We start from the raw sequence: 17,842 nt of genomic DNA on the forward strand, positions 1-17,842 counted from the left end.
GCTTTCGAACGCTATTTTGCAAGTGTGTGGGTACATTTTGTGGTCCATTTGGCGTTTGGGGCAGGCTTCCCGACGGTTCAACCGCTTTCAGCACTCCACAGCGCATCATTGAGGGCATCCAGTACATCGTCCAGCTGGTCACTCAATACCTTGTCCAGGTGGCGGGCGCCACCGGCGAAGGCGGAAATCTGGTTGATGGTGTCGCGGTCGATGATGATTTCGTGGGTGAGCTGTTTGGCGAGGCGGTTGAGCCAGTTGCGCTGAACGGGCGTCCAGCGGTGCCGGGTGTAGATCTTGTCCATGGCCTCGGCGACGCGGTGTTCGAACGGCACCAGAGGTTCGCCCAGGGCGGCGCGGCGGATATGGCCAATGATACTGGCGGCGATATCCCGGTTGGTCTGGTTGCGCACGGCGCTCTGCAGCTTGGCTTCGGAGTAGCCGTGACCGTCGAGCAGCAGCTTGATCTCTTTCAATTGCGCGCGAGTGAGGTCCCGCGGCTTGTTCACTACCACGGCCAGGGCGGCGGACTGGTTGATCTGCTCCTTGATGAATTGGTTGAAGCTGTCCAGGTAATCGTCCGGCCGTTGGTGTCCACCGTAGCTCTGGGTGCGTTCGCGGATCTCGTCTTCGTGCTCCGAGATCAGCGGCATCCGCTCACTGCCGAGCAGGGCTTTGACCTCGGTGAGCTGATTGATCAGGCCGCTGTGCTTACGGATGAAGTCGGCGGCCTGGCGCGGGCCCATCTCATGTAAGTGTGTGTGCAGGGACTTGGGTGGTACGCCCCATTGCTGTTCCAGCTCCTCAAGTTTCTGCTTGAGCGCGGGTTTGCCATCGGCCTTGTTGTCCGCCTTGCGCAGTACCCGCATCAGTTTCTGGCTGAGCTGACTCAGCACCACATCTGCGTGACTCTCATCCGGTTGCTCACCGGGGCTGTCCAGTGACCGCTGCAGTTGTTCCGGATCGGTGAGTTCGCCCACCAGCTGCTCCAGGCTGATGTTGGGGTCTTTCACCAGCGGCTTCATGGTGTTCACATCCTGCAGCGCGGCATAGATATCTACCGGGTCGTAGATGCGGAATACGGTCTTGCCGATCTCGTCGCAGCGGCGAGTGGCGCGGCCGATCATCTGCTCGTAGAGAATGCGCGAGCGCACCCGGCGCAGGAATACCAGGTTGCAGATCTTGGGGACGTCGATGCCGGTGGTGAGCAGATCCACGGTGATGGCGATGTTGGGGTAGCGTTCGTTTTTGTATTCGCTGATCAGCTGTTCGACCTTGGGGCTCTGCCCGGTAATCTTGGCGACCGCCGCCTGGTTGTAGGCGCCGTTGTGGATTGCCTTGAAGGCGTCGTCGAGCAGGCGTTTGACCATGTCGGCGTGGCGATCGGTGGCGCAGAAGATCATGGTCTTCTCGTCGCCGGCCGGGTCCAGTTCCTGGGCGAGCTGTTCGCAGATCACGCGGTTGAAGTTTTCGTTGATCACGCGCCGGTTGAAGGCGTCCACTTCAAAATTGAGCTCGTCTTCCAGCTCCGCGGTTTCCACCGCGCCGGTCTGGATATCGATCGCCTGTACCGAGGTGCCCTTCTCGAACTGGATACCCTGCTGGGTGAGCAAGGTCTCGTAACGGATCGGCGGCTCATGATCGATCAGCCAGTCGTCGGCGACGGCTTCGCGATAGGAGTAGGTGTACACCGGTTTGCCGAAGATCTCGCTGGTGTGCTTGGCGGGGGTGGCGGTGAGCCCCACTTTCACTGCATCGAAGTAATCCAGAATCCGGCGGTAGCTCGACAGGTACTGGCTGGCATCACGGGTGGCGAGCTCGCCCACGGTCATTTCCTGGTCGAGGGTATAGCCGCGGTGGGCCTCGTCGATGATGATGCAGTCGAACTGATCCACCGGCGGCGGTGTGTCACTCATGAAGACCCGTTTGACCATGGCCTGCACGGTGGCGACCTGAATACGAGTCTCCGCCTCGGCGGCCATATCACCCAGCTCGGCGACGTTGTAGATCTGCGACAGGGTGTGGCTCTGCTCCAGCGGTGCTTCATTGAAGTTGTCGATGGCCTGCTGGCCCAGGGCGGTACGGTCAACCAGAAACAGGATGCGTTTGAAACGCTCGGCTTTGAGAAAGCGATACATCAGGCCGATGATGGTGCGGGTCTTGCCGGTGCCTGTGGCCATGGCCAGCAGTGCCTGGCGGATACCGGCGGCCAGCGTGTTCTCCGTAGCTACGATCGCCTTTTCCTGATAGTCGCGCAGTCTCAGATACCCAAAGGGTTCGGTCTGCAGCTTCTCCTCTGCTTCTTCCTTGCTGCGCTTGAGCAGGTCGAGCAGGCCATTCGGGGTATGGAATTTGGGCAGGGCGCGGCGGGTGTTACTGGGCTCCCGTACATCCCGGAACCAGATACCGGATTGCTCCGCCAGCTGGGGCACGTAGGGGCGGCCATTGCAGGAGTAAACAAAGGGCACCAGGTAGTGGCTCTCGGCCTCGTCCGGCCAGGCTACGGTGCGCCCGGTGAGCGTCCAGGCACCGGCCAGAGGCTCGCTCACGGCGATGGTGCGGCTGTAGCGTTCTGCCTGGGGAATTTTGCCGGCCACATTGGTGTTTTCTTTTTTCGCCTCCACCACCGCGATGGGGGTGAGGCCGGTAAACAGTACATAGTCCGCCCGGCCGCCCTGGGTGGGCCACTCGGCAATCGCGCGGTTGACCCCTTTCTCGGGCCGCGCACCTTTCTGGTAAGTCAGCTCCTGGGTATCGGCTTCCCAGCCGGCCTCCTCCAGTTGCTGGTCGATCAGAATGCGGGTCAGCTCCTCGTTCAGCACGATGTGCTGGCTGGCTGCCTGGGTCTGCCGGGTGACCTTCTGGCGCTCGACGCTGACGGTGTTGTCGCCCTGCTCGGTCAGCTGCTGCTGGAGTGCCTTGATCTTGTGCTCGTATTCCTGCCGCTGCTGCGCCAGGGCTTGCTCGTGAGACGCAGCCTCCGCGGTTTTCGCGCGGGACTCTTCGTCCATCTCCAGTGCGAGTGCTTCGTACTCTGCCTTTTCTTTGGCGATCAGGTCGTTGAGCTGTTGGCTGGAATCCAATTGCACATTGGCCGCTTGCAGATCGTGCCTGAGCGTTTCGATCTCGCCCTGCAATTGGCGCAGTTGCTGGCTGGGATCTGCCGGCGGCACGAAAGGACCGGGCTTGAAATTGGTGCCGGCATTGCCGAAAGACTGGTGAAACCAGATTGCCAGCGAACGGGCGACTTTCAGGCCGTCCATTGCCTCCCGGTGCTGGGTGTGGAATTCGTGCGTGGCTTTGTTGCCTTCGATGCGGAGGGTGTGGAACAGCTGGCGCACTACAGGCTCGAGGCGCAACTCTCGGTTGATGCGGTAGAGTAGATCGGCCTGGCTGGTCTGTTCGCCGACTTCCACACCGGCGCGGACGGCGATGTGCTGTGCCAGGGCCTCACCTAGTTGGCGCAGCTTGATCAGGGTGGTGTTGGGGTCATTGGAAAAGGCGCGTTCCGCGGCACTGGCCAGCTGTACGAACAGCGGGTCGTGCTCGTCGAGAAAGCTGAAGTTGGTGGAGTGATTGCCGGTAGTGCTGCTATCCATTCCTTCACCGCGTCCCTGACCCGCCCCGGAGACGGTCGATATTTTTATTGGGTTGTTGAGTAATGAGGGATTCTAGCGGGGATTGTGAAGGAGTTCACGTGGTGTGTGCTCCGAAAGGGACGTATTCACGAGCCAGTTGATTGTGGTATGGGATTGGCTGGATACTGCAACTTACTATCCAGCTACAGTACTGAGAAGGATCTCAATGAAACGCGTAAACCTACTCTCCCTGAAGCCAGTATCGGAAACGTGCTCCCGCTTGTGCCTCTCTCACCACGAACGGAAATGGCAAATTCCCGGCGTAGTACTGGAAGATCAGTACCAATTGAGTGATGGGCGCATGCTCGCATTTACATCTGACAATTGCCCTTACGAAGAAGGCTTGCATATCCTTTTACTCAAAACTGGCCACGATGAGTTCGAGCAGGTGGACCTTGGGTTGGAGAACACACCCGGAATTTACACGAATGGAAAGGTAGTTTCTGAATCTGTTATGGAGTTTCAGTTTTTCAATAATGAAAACTACAGGGTTGAGGTTGTCGAAAAGCCCCGGCTTCAGCTCACTCAGTTTCTCTCCGGTAGCGAAATAAAATACAAGTCTCCACTTAGGCGAAAATCACTTTCTGTAACCCGTCTCGTCAATACAAAAAATACACAGGTTTGAATATGGAAGCTCAACCCTCACAAGAACAGATCAATGATGCGGTCATACAATTTGAGGTTCAGGCCGTTAATTTCGGATATCGTTTTATCAATGATGCTGGTGTTCGGCAGGCCTACATGGCACAAACAAAAGCGATGTCGGCCGAACTGCTGGCGGCATGGAAGTCTGGTGCTATGACTCCCAAGCAAGCCGCTTCTGCGGCTAACCAGATGCGAAATGAAATCATGGAGCTCGCAAGAGTAAAAACCAGTGATTTGGGACGAGCCAAAGCCCGAGCAATGAAGGCGCAAGGATTGGATATTGATGACTTGGTAAATAAATATTCCCAACAGCTTTTCAAGCGCTCCTTCGGGAAATTGTCTAGTCCTGAAAAGAATTCGGTATATATTGCAATTGTTGAAAGTGCGGGTAGGGCTAGGCCAAAAGTTAGTGCCAAGGCTGCCAGGTTGGGGATTATAGGAAAGAGTCTTTGGGTGATTACTGCCTGTGTAGCGATCTACAACGTATCTGTTGCCAGAAATAAAACAAAAGCTGCAGGTCGAGAAGCAGCAAATATTGGTGGAGGTTTTGCCGGTGGTGCCGCGGGGGGTGCATTGGCCGGGGTCTGGTTTGGCCCCATCGGTGTTGCGGTTGGTATTGTCGTCGGGGGCGTTATAGGTTCTATCGCCAGTGATCAGGTATACGTTGAGCTGGCGGGGCCAGATGGCGCATTTGCTCAAAGATTTATTCCCCGGTTCACCAGCTTGGCGGGAACTGATGAAGAAGCGATGGCGAGCGCTCTGGTTACAGAATGTAGTTATGAACTGGACAAGGTCTATGCCGTTTTTATTGAACTGAACGACAAATATCATACAGATGCGGATGATATTGCATTGCGCTATGCACAACAGGTTAGGCAGCTTCCGTCTGGGCCGCTGAAGCAGGCCATTCGGATGCATACAGCTCTGCGTAATTATCTCGCGAGAATACTAGATGATGGATGGACGACAGAGGAGGAAAGAGCGTCCATTCGTTTTCTAAGTACGGCATAAAAAAGTGGACCTCCCCCCAATTGAATGGTCGCTGTGGTAGGCATCGCTCCAACTTATGTGGGGGGAGTGCTGGATTACTCGATATTCTGCACCTGCTCCCGCATCTGCTCGATTAACACCTTCAGTTCCACCGCCGCCTGAGTCGTATCGGTGACCACGGATTTTGACGACAGGGTGTTCGCCTCGCGGTTGAATTCCTGCATCAGGAAATCCAGCCGGCGGCCGATGGCGCCGCCGTTTTTCAGTACGCGACGGGTCTCGGTGATGTGGGCTTCCAGGCGGTCGAGCTCTTCATCCACGTCTGCTTTCTGCGCCAGCAGGGCAATTTCCTGCTCGATGCGATCTTTGTCGATTTCTTCCAGCAGTTCTTCCAGACGGGTGCGCAGTTTCTCGCGCTGGTTCTGCAGAATCTGTGGCAGCAGTGCGCGCACGGCAGTGACCTGTTCGCCGATGGACTCAAGGCGGGCTTCGATAAAACCCGCTAGTTCCGCGCCCTCGCGCTCGCGATTGTCGACTACCTGCTTGAGGGCCTGTTTGAAGCTGTCGAGAATCGCGTTCGCCTGTTCTTCGGCGTTGGTTTCCGGCTCTGCGATCACGCCGGGCCACTTGAGGATTTCCAGCGGGTTGAGCGACAGGCTGTCCGCCGCCGGGGATACCTGACTGGCAGCCTTGACCAGCTGTTCCGCCAGTGCCTGGTTCACTTCGATGGCAGCGGTTTCGCCGCTGATTGGCTTGAGGTTGAGCCCCAGTTCCACTTTGCCGCGGTTTAGGGTTTTGCGCAGCACCTCGCGCAGCTTGGGTTCCAGGGCGCGCGCGGCTTCCGGCAGGCGGAAGTGGGGTTCCAGGTAGCGGTGATTGACCGAGCGCAGTTCCCACACGGCGGTACCGGTAGAATAAGTGACTTCGGCGCGACCGAAGGCGGTCATACTGCGCACTTTATTGTTGGCCATACTGCCGTGCTCCAGAAATGATGGGTGGGGGCTTGAACAGCGGCACAGCATAGCACAGGCTTGCGCGCGGAAAGATGACCCGGGCTTATGGCGATTCGAGCAAAAAGTGACCCGGGCATTAGATGGCTATAATGCCGATCGCGACTGAATAGAAACGAACACACGCAATAACGAACCTGAAACTGAATTTAGAGGTGCAATATGCAGCGACCCAGCGGCCGCAAACCTGAACAACTGCGCGATGTGCGCATTACCCGCCACTACACCCGCCATGCGGAAGGCTCTGTGCTGGTGGAGTTTGGCGATACCAAGGTGCTGTGTAATGCATCGGTGGCGGCCGAAGTACCGCGCTTTATGCGCGGCCAGGGCAGTGGCTGGATTACCGCGGAATATGGCATGTTGCCCCGCTCTACCGGCAGCCGTATGGGCCGTGAGGCGGCGCGCGGCAAACAGGGCGGACGCACGGTGGAGATCCAACGTCTTATCGGTCGCTCCCTGCGCGCCGCGGTGGACCTGAAGCTGCTGGGGGAACACCAGATTACCCTGGACTGCGATGTGATTCAGGCCGATGGCGGTACCCGTACTGCCTCCATCACCGGTGCCTGTGTGGCACTGGTGGATGCGCTGCGTTACATGCAGCGGGAAAAAATGATCGCTACCGATCCACTGAAAAATATGGTGGCGGCGATTTCCGTGGGTATCTATGAAGGTGCGCCGGTGCTGGATCTGGATTACCCGGAAGACAGCAACGCGGATACCGACATGAACCTGGTGATGGCGGAAGACGGCGGTATGATCGAGGTGCAGGGCACCGCAGAAGGGGCACCATTTACCGAGCAGCAGTTCGCCGAAATGCTGGCGTTAGGTAAAGCGGGCATCAAGGAATTGATCGGGATGCAGAAGAAAGCCCTGGCAGACTGATCCAGAGCGACTGCCGGAGTATTCCGGCAGTCGTTGGTTCCGGTTAAAGACAGGTGCCGAGAACCCCGCCAACCGGCACGCCCTTACCAGAGCGTCGTATCGTGTGCTTTGCGTTCTCAGACTTCCAGATCGTAATCCATAATCAGTGGCAGGTGACTGGAGAAAGCCACGTTCTTGTTGATGGCACCGTATTCGATCTTGTGTTTGAGCGTCTGCGAGACGATCTGCATATCTGTGCGCCAGCCGTCGCCCTTGCCCGGCTCGCCGCTCGGCCACCAGGTAAACTCATCGGCATCCTTCACTACCCGGCGGAAGGCATCCACATAGCCGATCTCATTGAACAGCTGGTCCAGCCAGCGCTGCTCGTGGCGCATGAATCCGGGCGTGTCCTGATGGTCCTGCCAGTTCTGCACATCCGCGCGGCGGTGAGCCATGCCCCAGTTGCCACAGAAGATGAAGTCGCGACGCTTGCGGCTGATCTTGCTGAGATGCGCCTGCATATCGTCGTAGAACTGCACCTTCACCTCCAGGGAGGCCTCGTCGGTGGCGACCGGAGCCAGCAGCGAGCCGACACTCAGGCGCTCGAAATCCGCCTGCAGGTAGCGGCCGTACATGTCTACACCATTGGCAAAACCCATACCGTAGATCAGCGCCTTGGGCTGGGCACGGGTATAGATGGCGACGCCGTTTTCGTGGGGCGTACCGGAATCGAAAAAGTAGCTGTAGTAGCCGTCCGGATGGAAGATGGGGTGGTCCAGCTCCGGTTCCAGTGAGCGTAGATCCTGCAAACAGATGATGTCTGCGTCCTGATCTGCCAGCCAATCATATAGCCCGCGCTGTGCAGCCTGATGCACTCCATCCACGGACAAACTCACTATTCGCATTATTAGCCCCTTACCAGCGGACTGTGTAAAATTGCAGTCGTTATTCGTCTGAACATTCTATGATTGCCGCTCCCCGTTTCCGGGGGTCTTTCTTCACCTTAGCCAATAGTTATCAATTTGCCATGCAGCAGTATCAGCGCGACTTTATTCAACTGGCCCTGGAGCACGATGTGCTCTGCTTCGGAGACTTTACGTTGAAATCCGGGCGCCAGAGCCCCTACTTTTTCAATGCCGGCCGATTCCACAGCGGTGCGGCACTTGCCGCCCTTGGCAATGCCTACGCGGAGGCGATTATTGCCTCAGGAGTGGAATTTGATGTCATCTTTGGGCCGGCCTATAAGGGCATCCCGCTGGGGGCGGTAACCGCAGTGGCGTTGGCGCAGAAAGGGGTAGATAAACCCTTCTGTTACAACCGGAAAGAGGCCAAGGACCACGGCGAGGGCGGAACCTTAGTAGGTGCGCCGCTTAAAGGCAAGGTTTTGATTATCGATGACGTGATTACCGCCGGTACCGCGGTGCGCGAAGTGATGCAGATCATCCAGACCCAGGGAGCAGAGCCTGCCGGTGTAGTGATTGGTCTCAACCGTCAGGAGAAGGCGGGGGATGATACCGAGCTGTCGGCGATCCAGCAGGTGGAGCAGGAATACGCCATTCCTGTGATCGGCATTGTGGAATTGGACGATATTATTGCCTATCTTAGGTCCGAGGCTGCAAGCGTTGAGCTGTTGCAGCGGATTATCGACTACCGGGAGCGCTACGGCGTGAGCTCTGAGGAGTAAGGAGGCTGCTCGTTTCACGGTAACGAAGGTCTACCGGCTAGCGCGCGTACAGGGACTGTTGCCGGTACCAAACGAGAGCCCGATGGATGACACTAAAGAGATTGTCGTGAATACCGCAACTGTGCTGGTACTGGCCGGTGTGCTAATGGCATCGGGTGCCGGTGCTGCAGAGCCGGCTTGGGACGGCAAGAAGCTATATCGCTATACCAATGAACACGGTGTGCAGGTGCTGGATGATCTCGTGCCTCCCCGCTATGTGGCAGGAGGTTACGAGGTGTTGACGCCGTCTGGCCGGGTTCTGCAGGTGGTGGAACCGGAGCTCAGCGGCAAGCAGCTGGAAGAAAAGCGCCGTCGTGAAGCCCGTGAAGCGGCCGACCTCAAGCTGCTTAAACGCTACAACAGCGTTGCCGATATTGAATCCGCTCGCAAGCGCAAACTCGCCATCGTGGAGCAGGATATGGCGATCCTGCGCTCCAATATTGCTTCTCTCCAACGCCAGATCGAAAGCGAAGAATCTGTTGCGGCCCGCACCCAGCGCAATGGCGGCACCGTGTCAGCGGATTTACTGGAGCGGATCGCAGATCTGCGTACCGAGGTGAGTGTGGTGCAGGAGCGCCTTACCTTGCGGGAGGAAGAGGCGTTGTCGATCAACGATGAGTTTGATCAGGCCGCCAGTCGCTATCAGGAGATCGCCGGCAATCAGCCTTAGCATTGCCGGCAATCAGTCCGCTTCAACTCTGCGCAGCCAGCGCACTCTCCCTGAAGAACCCTGCCACCAGCACCGGCCACTGTTCGGCCCAGTACTCCGTAGGTTTGCGCTTGAAGCCACTGCGTACGTACTGGACGATGCGGCCCTCGGCGCTGGCCAGCAGCAGGTTGGCGGCGCCGCCCAGGGGGATGGCCGGACGCAGCTGTTCGCGCAGCTCCGCTTCCCGCAGGATCTGCTTGAGCTGGGTTTCCAGTCGGTCAAACAGCTGCAGGATGCGTCCGTGCAGGCGTTCGGTTTCACCGGTAAGGGCGTCCCCGGTGAGCAGGCGGGTAATGCCCGGGTTGCGTTCACAGAAGGCCAGCAGCAGGTGCAGGATCTTCTGGCAGCGGGCCAGTGCAGAGGGTTCGTCTTCTAGGATCAATTTGACCCGGCTGAAGATGGTTTCCTCGATGAACTCGATGAGTCCTTCGAACATCTTGGATTTGCTCGGGAAGTGGCGATAGAGCGCCGCTTCGGAAAAGCCCACCTCTTTGGCCAGTGCCGCGGTGGTAATGCGGGCGCCGGGGCTGGCCTCCAGCATATGGGCCAGGGCCTGCAGGATCTGCTGCCGCCGATTGATTTTTTCGCTGCTCATTGACTGCCTTTACCCGGAATATTCAGCCGGGGACTGATTTTGTTGTAGTGCCGTTTTTCGCTCTCTCTGGTCGTTTTCAGCGGAGTGTCAGAAGCCCCTTGTGTGCTGAAAAGCGCAATGGTCGGCGCCAGAATCCTAACGATTCGCCGCCGCGGCATCAATTGTTAGTGCCCGTTAACAACGGTAATGTGAGCTGTTTCACGGGACAGGTTGAATATTAATGGTGCCCTGGTTGCCGGTTATTCAAAGTTACTGTTGGTAATCAGGGTGCCGACGCCGGTGTCGGTAAAGATTTCCAGCAGCACTGCGTGGGGTACGCGGCCATCGATGATGTGCGCCGAATTGACCCCGGCTTTGACCGCATCCAGAGCGCAGGCAATCTTCGGTAACATGCCGCCATAGATGGTGCCATCGGCAATCAGTCCATCCACTTCCAGTGTGGAAAGCCCGGTGAGCACCTCGCCGTTTTTGTCTTGAAGACCCGCCACATTGGTGAGCAACATCAACTTCTCTGCCTTCAGGTACTCGGCAATTTTGCCTGCCACCAGGTCGGCGTTGATGTTGTAAGAGGCCCCATCCTCCCCTACCCCGATGGGTGCAATTACCGGAATGAAATCACTGTTGATCAGCATGTCGATCACACCGGTGTCAATGCTCTCCACCTCACCCACGTGGCCGATATCGATGATTTCCGATGCGTGTAGACCTGCAGTGTCCTCTTTACGGCGCAACTTGCGTGCGCGGATCAACAGGCCGTCTTTACCGGTGACGCCCACCGCGCGACCGCCATTGCTGTTGATCAGGTTCACGATCTGCTTGTTCACGGTGCCGCCGAGGACCATTTCCACCACGTCCATGGTTTCGCTGTCGGTGACCCGCATGCCGTCCACAAAACGGGATTCGATGCTGAGTTTTTCCAGCAGGTCGCCGATTTGTGGGCCGCCACCGTGCACCACCACCGGGTTCATGCCCACCAGTTTCATCAGGATCACATCGCGCGCGAAGCTGTTTTGCAGCGCTTTATCCACCATGGCGTTGCCGCCGAATTTGACCACCACGGTCTTGCCGATAAAGCGCTGGATATAGGGCAGTGCTTCATTGAGTACCTGCGCGACGCGCAGGGCGGACTTCTGATCCAGGGACATAGCGTTTTCCTTACTGCTTGGATGTTGTGTGGATGCTTTTAAAGCGGCATCGATCAGCCCGGTAACGTGAGGCCGGGATCGATTTTCTGCAACTCGCGGGCGATGACCTTGCGGATTCTGGCCAGCGCCTGCTCGTCGTCGGCCTCAAAGCGCAGGGTCAGGGCGGCGCCGGTATTGGAGGCGCGCACCAGGCCCCAGCCATCGGCGAATTCGATACGCAGACCGTCGATGGTGTTGATGTCGGCCTCGCCGAAACTGCCTTCATTACGCAATTTTTCGATCAGGGCAAATTTCTTTTCTTCCGGGACCGGCAGCAGAATTTCCGGGGTGTTCACCATCTGCGGCAGGGTATCCAGCAGCTCGTCCAGCGTCTGTTCACGCAGGGCCATGATCTCCAGCACCCGCGCGGCCGCGTAGGCGCCGTCGTCGAAGCCGTACCAGCGGTCCTTGATGAAGATATGCCCGGAAAGCTCGCCGCCGAGCAGCGCACCGGTTTCCAGCATTTTGGTTTTCATTGGCGCGTGACCGGTTTTCCACATCACCGGTCGGCCACCGTATTGGGTGACCAGGTCGGCCAGAGCGCGGGAGCTCTTCACGTCGAAGACCACATCGGACCCGGGATTGCGCGCGAGAATATCCCGCGCCAGTAACATTACCAGCTGGTCTGCCCATACGATGCGGCCACTGGACGTGATGAGAGTCACCCGGTCGCCGTCGCCATCCAGCGCGATACCGAGATCGGCACCCTCGGCCTGGACTTTCTGGATCAGGTCGCGCAGGTTCTCGGGGCGCGAGGGATCCGGTGCGTGATTGGGGAAATCGCCGTTGATTTCGCAATACAGGGGTTCTACGGCACAGCCCAATTGCTCGAACAGCGCTGGCGCCAGCCTCGAAGTCGCGCCATTGCCGGCGTCGATCACAATGCGCGGCTGGCCGGCGAGGGCCACGTCGTTGAAGATTTCGTCGATATAAGTCTCGGTGACGTCCTGGCTGCGATGGCTGCCTTCGCCACTGGACAGCTTGCCGGACTTCATCAACCCATAGACTTTCTGCAGCTGTTCATCCGCCAGTGGCCGCCCTTTCATCACCATTTTGAAACCGTTGTACTCGGCCGGGTTGTGGCTCGCGGTCACCATTACCCCACTGCTGGCATTTCTGCCTTTGGCGCAGGTGAAATACAGCACTGGCGAAGGTACCAGCCCAAGGTCGACAGCGTTACAGCCGCTTTCGAGAATGCCCTCAATGAGGCAATCCCGCAGCAGCTCGCTGCTGTTGCGGCCATCCCGCGCCACCAGCAAGATCTTTTCGCCGGCCTGTAACGCGATGGTGCCGAGCGTGCGGCCCAGTTGGTACGCGAAGGGTTCGTTGATCTCTTCGCCGGCGATACCGCGAATGTCATAGGCGCGAAACACATGACGGGGAAAATCCGTGCTCGGCGTGCGCATCAGGTCGCGGCGACTGGTACTGCCCTCTTCGGCCTTCGGTGCGGCTGCTGCCGTTGTACTGTGAACGGAGTCGTGATCGTCGGTGCCGGATTGGGCTGGCGGAGTGGCAGGATTGGGGGCCAGGCCTTCCTGGTGTAGGGATTTTTTCTTCCCAGCTTTGGCGGAGTTTCGGACGGATCTCTCCCAGGGGGCTGGCGAGTCGCTGGGAACGATGCGCCACAGCAGGAATATACTCGCCAGCAGGCCGATCCCACCCAGTGCATAGATCCAGATGGCGGGAATGCTGTGCTCCGCGGCGAAGGCGGCGGAAGGTGTAAATACCACCGTCAGGTAGGTGTCGGGTATTGCGGCGCTGGCGGTGGGCGCTCCCGTGCCACGGGACTGTGACTGCCACAGGGAACGTGCGGGTCCATCGGAAAACTGTTGGTTGATCTGGATGCTTCCCGGGCTGTTGTCGAGCTGCACCAGGATCTGCGAAAACACGTCAAATGGTTGACGAATCAACAGTGCACCACGTGCGTCACCGATGGCGTTGTAGATTAGCCATTGATTGTCGGCGTCGCGGAGAAATTCCGGCTGCGGTAGCTTTCCGCTCTGCTCGCGGCTGCGTTTCAGAAGGTCAACCAGGGCGAAATTGAGTGGGGGATTACCAGCGCCCACATGCAGTTGTTCCGCGTTGAAAAACTGCAACTGTGCCTGTGGTAATTGTGCGGGTACGTTGCGCGTTGCGGTATCCAATTGCGCCAGTGCCCGTTGCCGCTGCAGGAAAAACGGCTGCAATTGCGCGGCATAACCCTCCGCTATCTGCGCAGCAGCTTCCGCTACACTGGTGCGGTTGTGAGGCTCGATGACATTGTTGAACAGCAGGTGTGCGCCACCGAGAAAAACGGCGGCGGCAAGCAGTGTCGGTAGCACCAGGCCGCTGTTGAAAAGCGGTTTTTTTTCAGTCTGAATGTGTGCAGCCACGAAAGTGTTCCAGGCTAAATAATAAGATTTTTTTGATGTTGTTCTTGATCGTTGCAAGTGCAGGTTGCAGCAGGCAGTTGAAGCTTACGGGCTGCCAAACGCCTTCTCCGCAATAAGCCGTATCAACTGTGCCGCCAACTCGGTTTTCAAAGCCAGGGGCAGCGCTTGTTCTCCCTCGCGATCGATCACTACCACTTGATTGCGATCACTGTTGAAGCCCCCTTCGGGATCGCTGACATCATTGGCGACGATCATGTCCAGGTTTTTGCGTGTGCGCTTGCCCCTGGCATGCTCGATGACTTTTTCCGTTTCTGCGGCAAAGCCCACCACGAACGGACGCCTGCTTTTGCGCCCGGCAATGGCGGCGACGATATCCGGGTTTTTCACCAGTTGTAATACGTCGCTGTCGCTCCCGGCCTCTTTCTTGATTTTTTGCGCGGCGACCACGGCGGGGCGGAAATCTACCACCGCGGCAGCAGCGATAAACAGGTCACTGGTGTCCGCCGCTTTTTCCGCCGCCGCGAGCATCTCGTCAGTACTGGTGACATCCACGCGGGTGACGCCGGCGGGTGTGGCGAGCCGCACCGGGCCGGCGATCAGGATCACTTCCGCACCGGCGCGTGCTGCCGCGGCGGCAATCGCAAAGCCCATCTTGCCGGAGCTGTGGTTGCTCAGGTAGCGCACCGGGTCCAGTGCCTCGCGGGTGGGGCCGGCGGTAATGGTAACTTTTTTGCCCTGTAGCACCTGCTCCGGTGCGATGGCGTCCGTCAGCTGGGTGATGATATCCAGTGGCTCCAGCATACGGCCGGGGCCCACATCGCCACAGGCCTGGCTGCCGGCACCGGGGCCGAGCAGGGTGGCGCCGCGATTCCGTAAGGTCCGGGCATTGGCCTGGGTGGCCTGGTGGCGCCACATAGCCTGGTTCATGGCCGGCGCCAGATACAGGGGGGCCTCACTGGCGAGGCACAGGGTGGAGAGCAGGTCGTCCGCCATACCCGCGGCGAGCCGCGCCATACAGCTGGCGCTGGCGGGGGCGATCAGGATCAGGTCGGCCCACTTGGCCAGCTCGATATGCCCCATGGCGGCTTCCGCGGCGGGGTCGAGCAGGTCGGTGTGTACCGGGTTGCCGGACAGGGCCTGGAAAGTGAGCGGGCGCACGAACTCCTGCGCCCCGGCCGTCATGACCACGCGCACCGTGGCGCCCTGGTCCTGGAGCCGGCGTACCAGGTCGGCGCTCTTATAGGCGGCAATGCCGCCGGTCACGCCCAGCAATATCCGTTTGTCGGCCAAAAGGGACATATTCAGTGTTTCCGTTTCCTGCAGGCGGGTAAGATTACCATTTTAGCGCGGCGGGCAATATGTCCGCTCGGTCTCGCAGGGAAAGCGAGTAATTACTTATCCACGGAAGGAGGCAGTTTATGGCGATTACGGACTGGCCGGCGCAGGAGCGTCCGCGGGAAAAGCTGTTGGAGAAAGGTGCGGCGGCGCTGTCGGACGCGGAACTGCTGGCGATCTTCCTGCGCACCGGGCTGCCGGGGGTATCGGCGGTGGACCTGGCGCGCCAGCTGTTGGCGGATTTCGGTGGTCTGCGGCCGTTGCTGGAGGCGGACCGTCGGGCATTCTGTGCCGGCAAGGGGCTGGGAGACGCGAAGTTTGTGCAGTTGCAGGCGGTGCTGGAGATGGGCCGACGACATCTGGCAGAGGATCTGAAACGCTCGGATGCCCTGACCAGTCCCCAGGCGGTGCGTGACTATCTGTCCGCGCAGCTTCGTCATCGCACCAGGGAGGTGTTCTGCTGTCTGTTTCTGGATAGCCAACACCGGGTGATTGCCTATGAGGAGCTGTTTGAGGGCACTCTGAACGCGGCCAGTGTCTATCCGCGGGAGGTGGTGCAAGCGGCGCTGGCAAGGGGCGCAGCGGCGGTGATCCTGGCGCACAACCACCCATCGGGGATTAGCGAGCCCAGCCAGGCGGATATCCACATCACCGAGCGGCTCAAAGATGCGCTGGCACTGGTGGATATCCGGGTGCTGGATCACCTGATCGTGGGAGAAGGGAATGGCTGGTCATTTGCCGAGCAGGGGCTTTTGTAGGCTTCTAGTGCGTTGCTCCGTCCCACCTATTGTGGCGCCGAATCACTGGGTGGAAGGTCTCGGAACCGAGCTAGGCGCCCCCCTGCGAATACATCCCTGTACGCTCCGTCGGCAACGTCCCTGTTGCCGACGGTTCCGAGACCTCCCACCCAGCGCTTCGTCTTCACTTTGAGCTTGAGAGCTTCGGCCGGTGAGAGGTGGCACCTTCTATCTAACTGGTTTGCGATGCTCCTGAAATGCCACACCCGGCCCCCATCCTTCGTTTTGACCGCTGTGCCGCGTATCATTTGACGTTCAATTCAGCGGCCGGTTAGTCGGCGACCAAAAATGGCCGACCAGACAGCAAAAACGCTGGTCAAAACTTGCCCCACACAGGGTGTTCTGGTATAAAACGCCGCTCTTTGCGGCCGGGCCAGATTCTGTACAGATCCCGCGGTCGCGCTGGATTACCGAATTTAGTCCCCGCCCCGCTCGCGTGCGGAGGGCATGAGAGTTTTAAAGAGGCCAATCAGATGTCCAAGGTATGTCAGGTAACCGGTAAACGCCCGGTAACCGGAAACAATGTTTCTCACGCTAAAAACCGCACCAAGCGTCGCTTCGTGCCGAATCTGCAATCCCACCGTTTCTGGGTGGAAGCTGAGAAGCGCTTCGTTAAACTGCGTGTATCCGCGAAAGGCATGCGTGTTATCGATAAGAAAGGTATCGATACCGTACTGACCGAGCTGCGTGCGCGCGGCGAAAAAGTTTAATCACTGCTGATACGAGCAGAACGGAGAAAGAACAATGCGTGACAAGATTCGCCTGAATTCCAGCGCCGGCACCGGCCACTTCTACACCACTGACAAGAACAAGCGCAACATGCCTGAGAAAATGGAGATCAAAAAATACGATCCCGTTGTTCGCAAGCACGTTATGTACAAGGAAGGCAAAATCAAGTAATTGATTGCCTTGCTGGTTCGCGAAAAAGCCCGGTTTTCCGGGCTTTTTTGTGTCTGTCCGAAGTGAAGTAGTTCGAATTGAAGGTCGCGATACCGGTAAAAGGTTGCGGGACCGTCTGCGGCCTGGATGGCCGCAGCCGAGCCCCCATGGATGGGTTTACGGCGTGTCCCGCAACCTTTTACCGGTAGCGTGACCGCCACAAAGCTATCTAGTGGTTGCCCGGATACCTGTAGATGCCTGAACTCCCAGAAGTAGAAACCACCAAACGCGGCCTCGCTCCCCATCTTGAGGGTCGCAAGGTAAAACTGTGTGAAATCCGCCAGCACAGCCTGCGCTGGCCGGTGGACGCCGACTTTGCCCGCAAGATCCGCGGTGCCCGCATCCAGCGCCTCGACCGCCGCGCCAAATACCTGCTGGTGGAAACCGACAAAGGCCTCGCCATCTGGCACCTGGGCATGTCCGGCAGCCTGCGCATCGTCGACGGCAACCTGCCCCCGGAAAAACACGACCATATCGACTGGCTCCTCGACAGCGGCCAGCGCCTGCGCTTCCACGACCCCCGCCGCTTCGGCGCCCTGCTGTGGACCACCGACGACATCGCCAGCCACGCACTCATCGCCCATCTCGGCCCCGAACCCCTGAGCGAAGACTTCCACGCAGATTATCTGTACTACGCCTCCCGCGGCCGTCGCGCGCCGGTCAAAAGCTTCATCATGGACGGCCGCATCGTCGTCGGCGTCGGCAACATCTACGCCTCAGAGGCCCTATTCATGGCTGGCATCCGTCCCCAGACCCCCGCCGGCAAAATCTCCCGCCCGCGCTACGCGCGTTTGGTAGAGGCCATCAAAACCGTCCTCGGTCACGCCATCCAACAGGGCGGCACCACCCTGCGGGACTTCGTCGGCGGCGACGGCAAGCCCGGCTACTTCGCCCAGCAACTGAACGCCTACGGTCGCGCCGGCCAGCCCTGCCCCCGCTGCCCGGGCACTATTCGCGAACAGATTATCGGTCAGCGCAATACCTTCTTTTGTCCTCGCTGTCAGCGCTAAAAGAAATTGGGCAGAGATAACTCTCGGCCGTTATTCC

Annotated in this window: 16 protein-coding genes; 9 read left to right on the forward strand and 7 right to left on the reverse strand. The window is 58.7% G+C overall.

Translation table 11 applies throughout. The features are described 5' to 3' along the window. Positions 1-77: 77 nt before the first annotated feature. Positions 78-3,596 (reverse strand): type I restriction-modification system endonuclease, encoded by a 3,519-nt coding sequence (gene hsdR / locus LPW13_RS16330; RefSeq protein ID WP_230437056.1) that lies wholly within the window; start codon positions 3,594-3,596, stop codon positions 78-80. 205 nt (positions 3,597-3,801) lie between these two features. Between hsdR and LPW13_RS16335 the strand changes: the two genes are divergently transcribed. Both LPW13_RS16335 and LPW13_RS16340 read left to right on the forward strand, forming a co-directional pair. Beyond that, positions 3,802-4,260: a hypothetical protein gene (locus tag LPW13_RS16335; protein WP_230437057.1), complete on the forward strand. Its 459-nt coding sequence runs from the start codon at positions 3,802-3,804 to the stop codon at positions 4,258-4,260. A 2-nt stretch (positions 4,261-4,262) separates the two neighbouring features. Continuing rightward, a complete protein-coding gene (locus LPW13_RS16340) occupies positions 4,263-5,291 on the forward strand; it encodes a hypothetical protein (protein WP_230437058.1) in 1,029 nt (342 codons plus the stop codon). Positions 5,292-5,365: 74 nt separating this feature from the next. Here the strand turns inward: LPW13_RS16340 and LPW13_RS16345 are convergent, their stop codons facing one another. Next, positions 5,366-6,241 carry a YicC/YloC family endoribonuclease gene (locus LPW13_RS16345; protein ID WP_230437059.1) on the reverse strand — a complete coding sequence of 292 codons (876 nt, stop codon included), beginning with the start codon at positions 6,239-6,241 and terminating at the stop codon, positions 5,366-5,368. Positions 6,242-6,442: 201 nt separating this feature from the next. Here LPW13_RS16345 and rph point away from each other — a divergent pair, with 201 nt between their 5' ends. Next, positions 6,443-7,162, forward strand: a complete 720-nt coding sequence (rph, locus tag LPW13_RS16350) for a ribonuclease PH (protein WP_230437060.1) — start codon at positions 6,443-6,445, stop codon at positions 7,160-7,162. Positions 7,163-7,278: 116 nt separating this feature from the next. Here rph and LPW13_RS16355 read toward each other — a convergent pair whose 3' ends face one another. Further along, positions 7,279-8,046, reverse strand: a complete 768-nt coding sequence (locus LPW13_RS16355; protein ID WP_230437061.1) for an exodeoxyribonuclease III — start codon at positions 8,044-8,046, stop codon at positions 7,279-7,281. A 122-nt stretch (positions 8,047-8,168) separates the two neighbouring features. On the opposite strand from LPW13_RS16355, the gene pyrE reads away from it, so the two are divergent. Together pyrE and LPW13_RS16365 are read left to right on the forward strand one after the other, a co-directional pair. After that, the gene (gene pyrE, locus LPW13_RS16360) at positions 8,169-8,825 is read left to right on the forward strand and encodes an orotate phosphoribosyltransferase (protein ID WP_230437062.1); all 657 of its coding nucleotides are present in this window, start codon (positions 8,169-8,171) and stop codon (positions 8,823-8,825) included. An 82-nt stretch (positions 8,826-8,907) separates the two neighbouring features. Beyond that, entirely contained in the window at positions 8,908-9,534 is a 627-nt protein-coding gene (locus tag LPW13_RS16365) for a hypothetical protein (protein ID WP_230437063.1), read from the forward strand. A gap of 22 nt (positions 9,535-9,556) precedes the next feature. Here the strand turns inward: LPW13_RS16365 and slmA are convergent, their stop codons facing one another. From slmA to coaBC, 4 genes are all read right to left on the reverse strand, one after another. Further along, positions 9,557-10,168, reverse strand: coding sequence for a nucleoid occlusion factor SlmA (gene slmA, locus LPW13_RS16370; RefSeq protein ID WP_230437064.1), 612 nt, complete (start codon positions 10,166-10,168; stop codon positions 9,557-9,559). 239 nt (positions 10,169-10,407) lie between these two features. Then, positions 10,408-11,313 carry an acetylglutamate kinase gene (gene argB, locus LPW13_RS16375; protein ID WP_230437065.1) on the reverse strand — a complete coding sequence of 302 codons (906 nt, stop codon included), beginning with the start codon at positions 11,311-11,313 and terminating at the stop codon, positions 10,408-10,410. Positions 11,314-11,366: 53 nt separating this feature from the next. Beyond that, on the reverse strand, positions 11,367-13,724 hold the full coding sequence (locus tag LPW13_RS16380) for a phosphomannomutase/phosphoglucomutase (RefSeq protein WP_230437066.1): 2,358 nt from the start codon (positions 13,722-13,724) through the stop codon (positions 11,367-11,369). A gap of 84 nt (positions 13,725-13,808) precedes the next feature. After that, the gene (gene coaBC / locus LPW13_RS16385) at positions 13,809-15,023 is read right to left on the reverse strand and encodes a bifunctional phosphopantothenoylcysteine decarboxylase/phosphopantothenate--cysteine ligase CoaBC (RefSeq protein ID WP_230437067.1); all 1,215 of its coding nucleotides are present in this window, start codon (positions 15,021-15,023) and stop codon (positions 13,809-13,811) included. 119 nt (positions 15,024-15,142) lie between these two features. Here coaBC and radC point away from each other — a divergent pair, with 119 nt between their 5' ends. From radC to mutM, 4 genes are all read left to right on the forward strand, one after another. Next, entirely contained in the window at positions 15,143-15,817 is a 675-nt protein-coding gene (radC, locus tag LPW13_RS16390) for a RadC family protein (protein WP_230437068.1), read from the forward strand. 512 nt (positions 15,818-16,329) lie between these two features. Further along, complete coding sequence (gene rpmB, locus LPW13_RS16395) at positions 16,330-16,566, forward strand: 50S ribosomal protein L28 (RefSeq protein ID WP_230437069.1); 237 nt, start codon at positions 16,330-16,332, stop codon at positions 16,564-16,566. Positions 16,567-16,600: 34 nt separating this feature from the next. After that, complete coding sequence (rpmG, locus tag LPW13_RS16400; RefSeq protein ID WP_066960071.1) at positions 16,601-16,756, forward strand: 50S ribosomal protein L33; 156 nt, start codon at positions 16,601-16,603, stop codon at positions 16,754-16,756. A gap of 233 nt (positions 16,757-16,989) precedes the next feature. Further along, positions 16,990-17,805 carry a bifunctional DNA-formamidopyrimidine glycosylase/DNA-(apurinic or apyrimidinic site) lyase gene (mutM, locus tag LPW13_RS16405; RefSeq protein WP_230437070.1) on the forward strand — a complete coding sequence of 272 codons (816 nt, stop codon included), beginning with the start codon at positions 16,990-16,992 and terminating at the stop codon, positions 17,803-17,805. Positions 17,806-17,842: the final 37 nt, after the last annotated feature.

The organism is Microbulbifer celer (assembly GCF_020991125.1).
Lineage (GTDB): Bacteria > Pseudomonadota > Gammaproteobacteria > Pseudomonadales > Cellvibrionaceae > Microbulbifer > Microbulbifer celer.